This window comes from Actinosynnema sp. (genome assembly GCF_052038725.1).
The window spans coordinates 1-3,858 of record NZ_JBQGCX010001295.1 but is presented as its reverse complement, the minus strand read 5'-3'; the positions used below and the strand labels follow the sequence as shown (position 1 = coordinate 3,858).

The 3,858-nt window shown below is 73.4% G+C and carries 5 protein-coding genes; 3 read left to right on the top strand and 2 right to left on the bottom strand.

All coding sequences use genetic code 11. From position 1 onward, the window contains the following. Positions 1 to 158 precede the first annotated feature (158 nt). Together ACTUAL_RS27370 and coaE are read left to right on the top strand one after the other, a co-directional pair. Positions 159 to 779 (top strand): hypothetical protein, encoded by a 621-nt coding sequence (locus ACTUAL_RS27370; protein ID WP_440902261.1) that lies wholly within the window; start codon positions 159 to 161, stop codon positions 777 to 779. Between the two features lie 40 nt (positions 780 to 819). After that, the gene (gene coaE, locus ACTUAL_RS27365) at positions 820 to 2,004 is read left to right on the top strand and encodes a dephospho-CoA kinase (RefSeq protein WP_440902260.1); all 1,185 of its coding nucleotides are present in this window, start codon (positions 820 to 822) and stop codon (positions 2,002 to 2,004) included. Here coaE and ACTUAL_RS27360 read toward each other — a convergent pair. Then, positions 1,974 to 2,495 (bottom strand): DUF402 domain-containing protein, encoded by a 522-nt coding sequence (locus ACTUAL_RS27360; RefSeq protein WP_440902259.1) that lies wholly within the window; start codon positions 2,493 to 2,495, stop codon positions 1,974 to 1,976. The two genes, coaE and ACTUAL_RS27360, sit on opposite strands and share 31 nt — an antisense overlap. 147 nt (positions 2,496 to 2,642) lie before the next feature. Further along, entirely contained in the window at positions 2,643 to 3,188 is a 546-nt protein-coding gene (locus ACTUAL_RS27355) for a DUF402 domain-containing protein (RefSeq protein WP_096496337.1), read from the bottom strand. Positions 3,189 to 3,294: 106 nt separating this feature from the next. Between ACTUAL_RS27355 and ACTUAL_RS27350 the strand changes: the two genes are divergently transcribed. Then, positions 3,295 to 3,858: DUF5685 family protein (locus ACTUAL_RS27350; protein WP_440902258.1), on the top strand; the 564-nt coding region annotated here is incomplete at its 3' end.

The following is a 3,858-nucleotide window of genomic DNA, read 5'->3' as shown; positions in this document are numbered from 1 at the left end:
AGTGTCACGTTCCGCAGTGGCGCGACCACCGCCCCGCAGCCGTTCCACGCCACTCGGCCTGCGCTTTCCCGCCGCCGGTCGCGGCCCGCTGGTAGAGGTGCTCACAGCCCGTGCCGCTCGGGGCTGCGCCGCAACCGTCTTGCGCTAGGTTCCCTGCTGTGGCGGGTGCGCGCGTGGTGGTCGTGGGGTTGGCGGTAGCTGCTGTCCTGGGGTGCGCGTCGTGCGCCCGCGTCGTGGAGAAGCCCATCGTGGACCCGGCGATCCCGACGATCACCGTCCCGACGACCACGACCCGCGTCCCGGTGATGGTCGACCGCCCGCTGCCCGACGACTGCGAGCTGGTCGTGCCCGCCGACGTCCTCAACGAGCGGATCGGCCGCGACCTCGGCGGCTCGACCGTGCAGATCATCGGCATCCCCGAGCCGGGGGTGGGCCGCACCGCCAAGCTCGACTGCTACTACGGCGTCGGCGAGAACAAGGGCATCGCGACCGCGCCGATCGTCATCGGCCTGTCCACCTACGCCGACGACGCCGCCGCGACCACCCGCGTCACCGAGAGCCTGGACGCCTACCGGGGCGACGGCGCCTCGGTGAGCGAGGTCGAGGTCGGCAAGCAGAAGGCGGCGCTGGTCCTGGCGAAGGACGAGAACCTGGTCGTCGGCTCCCTCGGCAAGTCCACGTTCGTGGCCCGCGCCAAGAAGGACGCCGTCCCCGAGGACCAGGTCAAGGCGGTGCTGACCGCGCTGGCCGCCCGCTCCATGACGCCCGAGGAGGGCTGAGCGGGTGTCCGCCGCGCCCTGATCGGGCAAGATCGGACCCATGTTGCGCGTGGGGCTCTCGGGCGGGATCGGGTCGGGCAAGTCGACGGTCGCGGGACGGCTGGCCGAGCACGGGGCGGTGGTCATCGACGCCGACCAGCTGGCCAGGCGGGTCGTGGAGCCGGGCACGGACGGCCTGCGCGAGATCGCCGAGGCGTTCGGTGCGAGCGTGCTGACCCCGGCCGGGCGCCTGGACCGGGCCGCGCTGGCCGGTCAGGTGTTCGCCGACGACACCGCGCGGGCCCGGCTCAACGCCATCGTGCACCCCAAGGTCGCCGCGCTGACCGCCGAGCTGATCGCGTCCGCGCCCGAGGACTCGATCGTCGTGCACGACGTGCCGCTGCTGGTGGAGAACGGCCTCGCGCCCGCCTACCACCTCGTGGTGATCACGCACGCGGACGTGGAGCAGCGGGTGGCGCGGCTGGTCGGGTCGCGGGACATGCCCGAGTCCGACGCCCGCGCCCGCGTGGCCGCCCAGGCCGGTGACGACGCCCGGCGGGCCGTGGCGGACGTGTGGCTGGACAACACCGGCAGCCCGGACCAGGTGCTCGCCGAGGTGGACGCGCTGTGGGCGGACCGGCTGGTGCCCTACGCGGCGAACCTGCGGCTGCGCAGGCACGCGTCCGGCCCGCCGAAGGTGGTGGACCCCGACCCGACCTGGCCCGCGCAGGCCGCGCGGATCGCCGCCAGGCTGCGCACCGCCGTGGGGGACCGGCCGCTGGAGCACATCGGGTCCACCGCCGTGCCCGGCCTGGTCGCCAAGGACGTCCTGGACTTCCAGCTGGGCGTGTCCAGCATGGCCGAGGCGGACGGGCTCGCGGACGCGCTGCTGAACGCGGGCTTCCCCAACGTCCCCGGCCTGACCGACGCCCCGCGCGGCGCCGAGCGCGACCCGGAGCTGTGGGACAAGCGCGTGCACTCCTCCGCCGACCCCGGACGTCGGGTGAACCTGCACGTCCGGGTGACGGGCGCGCCGAACTGGGTGTGGGCCCTGCGGTTCCGGGACTGGCTGCGCGCGGACGCCGCCGCGCGCGAGGAGTACGCGCGGGTCAAGCTCGGCCTGATGCCCGAGCACGAGAACCACGACGGCTCCCTGGCCTACGCTCAGGCCAAGGAGCCGTGGATGGAGGAAGCGGTCTCGCGGATCGCCGCGTTCTACCGGGCTGCGGGCGACCAGCGGTCGTAGATGCCCCGGTTCACCAGCCAGTCCGCCAGGTCGTGGCGGTGCTGGCTGACCTGCTCCAGGGTGCGGTGCACGGTGTGCAGCGCGAGGTCGGCGTCCGCCGGGCTGATCACGCCGCCGGAGATCGCCGCGGCGAAGTCCTCCGAGCGGACGATCCGCGCCGTCGTCCCGCCGGGGACCTCGAGGCCCAGCAGCAGGTCGGTGGTGCGCCAGGTGCGGCCGTCGCGGACCACGCGGACGGCGGTGAGCACGCTGGAGGAGTCGGTGTGCGGAGAGCGGGGGCGTCGCCTGGTGAGGCGGAGCCCCAGGTCGGGCATGAGCCAGGTGACCTCGGAGTCGGTGAAGGGGTCCTCCGGAGTGGGGCACTCCAGTCGCAGGCCCCAGTCCTCCACCTGGCACGTCGTCAGCCTGCGGGAGGCACCCGAGGAGTAGTTCCGGACTGCGCTGACGGTGTCGACCACGTCGACGAGCTGAGGAGTGATGACCGTTCCCACCGACCCGAGGGTAGTCGTGGGTATGCACCCGGTAACCGTGCGAACCGATTCGTTACATCACGTTATGTCGCGCGGATGATCACGGACGGGTGACGGGGAATCGGGCGCTGTTGCGGGTCGTCGACGACTCTCGGTATCACCCGCCCCCTAGTGGCGTCGCCAGGTCGTGACGGTGCCCTGCTCGGCCAACCAGCGGATCAGGTCGTTGCCGTGCGCCGCCGCTCCCGCGACCGCCGTGTAGGTCGTCTCCAGCGCCCACCGGGCCCGCTCGGCCTCCAGGTGGCCGCGCGCGACGGCGGCCAGCAGCTCGTCGGTGTCCAGCACGACCACGTCGCGGCCGGTGCGCACGAGCAGGTCGAGGTAGAGGTCGACGGTCTTCCAGACCGAGCCGCTGGAGGTGATCTCGACGACGTCGACGTAGAAGTCGTAGTCGCGCTCGCGGCCGGGGTGCCAGGACTGGCGGGTGACGCGCAGGCCGTGCCGGGGCAGCAGCCAGGACTCGAAGTGCGTGAGCTCCGGGTGGCCGGGCACCGGGCGGGACATGTACAGCCCGGAGGGCGCCAGGCGGTACTCCTCGACCCCGCGCAGGTAGCCCTTCGGGTCGGTGTTGGACTTCGCGTCCAGGTCGAAGTACTCGATCTTCGGCGGGTGGACGTGGGTTCCGGTGGTCTGGCCTGCCGCGCTCAGAGTCACAATTCGAAGACTATGCACAAGTGCGGTTCGGTAGTCCGTAATTGTCACCCGTTCAGGTGAGCGTTTTACTCTCAGTGCCCGCTCGCGCGGCTTACGCTCCCGGCTTATGTTCGGCATCCTCCGACCGTGCCGCCACCGGCTCGGTCAGCACCTCGGCGACGCCTGGGTGGCCCACCTGTGCGGCCTCTGCCTGGCGCTCCGCGACGACCACGGGCACCTCGCCCGGCTCGTCACCAACTACGATGGCCTCGTCGTCTCCGCGCTCGTGGAGGCCCAGTCCGGCGGCTCCCACCGGGACGCGGGGCCGTGCGCGCTGCGCGGGATGCGGTCCGCCCGCGTCGCCACCGGCCCCTCCGCCCGGCTGGCCGCCTCGGTCTCCCTCGTGCTCGCCTCCGCCAAGGTCGCCGACCACGTCGTCGACGGCGACGGCCCGCTCGGGCGCGCGGGCGGGCGCGGCGTCGGGCGCGCGGTGGCCCGGCGCTGGGCGGCCCAGGCCGCCGAGACCGGCGCCGACCTGGGGTTCGACACCTCCGTGCTGGTGTCGGCCGTGCTGCGGCAGCAGGAGGTGGAGGCCGCCGCGGGGCTCGGCTCCTCGGTGCTGCTGGTGACCGCGCCGACCGAGGAGGCGGCAGGGGCCGCGCTCGCGCAGACCGCGCTGCTGGCCGGGCGG